This window comes from Legionella rubrilucens (genome assembly GCF_001468125.1).
GTDB classification, from domain to species: Bacteria; Pseudomonadota; Gammaproteobacteria; order Legionellales; family Legionellaceae; genus Legionella_C; species Legionella_C rubrilucens.
The window spans coordinates 1-1,167 of record NZ_LNYT01000014.1 but is presented as its reverse complement, the minus strand read 5'-3'; the positions used below and the strand labels follow the sequence as shown (position 1 = coordinate 1,167).

The window sequence follows — 1,167 nt, the reverse complement described above, 5'->3', positions numbered from 1 at the left end:
AAGATCATACTTCGGCACTTTAATCTCCTTTTGATCGTCAAATCAAGGAGTTAGATTACTCTAACTTAGATTAAAGTGCCCCCTCAGATGAGAAAGAGCCAATTATCGTTTTTCTGTGTCGAACACGTGTCGAAGTTTGATTAGAAAACAGTAATCTCCTGATGTTCACCATAAAACATTCAACACTCACTGAAACAGGCTCGTAATCCGTTGATCCTAGGTTCAAGTCCTAGTGGGCCAACCAATAAAATCAGGTTGTGTCGAAAATAATCTGGCTAACCTATAATCGCGCCCTAAAATCCAAAATAGAGTAGAGGATATGATTAAATTCAAGGGGCGCCATTTTCCAAAAAGACCTAATACTGATGGCTGAGCGAGGAACAGCACTAGACCATTCAACGGTTCAAAAATGGGTAGTTTACTATGCGCCGCAACTGGAAGAAGCATTCAGAAAACGTAAGAAACCTGTAGGTAGGTCTTGGAAAATGGAGAGACTTACATCAAGGTTAGTGGCAAGTGGTGTTATCTTTATAGAGCGGTGGACAAGGAAGGTAAAACCATTGATTTTATGCTTTCAGAAACTCGAGATCGCTCTGCTGTATTGAAGTTTTCCAAAAAAGCCATGGGTTCTACTGGTCTGCCACAGAAGGTAAATATTGATAAATCAGGTTCAAATACCGCAGCACTGGAACGAATCAATAACCTATTATTTATTTATGGATTCTGGCATTTATTGATTGAGATAATGCGAATAAACTATCTCACTAACATAGTGGAACAAGACCATCGCGGTATCAAAAATATTACAAAATATACACTTGGATTTAAATCATTTGAATCCGCAGAAGCAACGATTACAGGAGTTGAATTGCACCGGATGCTTAAAAGGACAGATGGAACATAGGGGAGAGATACCTGCTTGGAAGCAGTTTTATGAACTTGCAGCTTAACTACACCCAAAAATAGGATGGCTTTAACTGCTTGAAAAATTTTCGACAGAACTCTGAAAAAGTCATGAAACTTATTGATGGCATTAATCGTAAATATGGTCCGAGATCAATGCGACTTGCTGCTGAAGGGTTGAGTCTGTCCGGAATTCTGTGTAACTAGCCGTCCTGTTATCGGTTAACTCTATCGCCGAATTCGATCATGAAGCGATTCATAGCT

Annotated in this window: 1 protein-coding gene and 1 pseudogene; both read left to right on the top strand. The window is 39.5% G+C overall.

The genetic code is table 11. From position 1 onward, the window contains the following. Positions 1-319: 319 nt before the first annotated feature. Positions 320-950 (top strand): annotated as a pseudogene (locus tag Lrub_RS07570) (IS6 family transposase). 64 nt (positions 951-1,014) lie between these two features. Continuing rightward, a complete protein-coding gene (locus Lrub_RS15225) occupies positions 1,015-1,110 on the top strand; it encodes a DUF4113 domain-containing protein (RefSeq protein WP_420324349.1) in 96 nt (31 codons plus the stop codon). Positions 1,111-1,167: the final 57 nt, after the last annotated feature.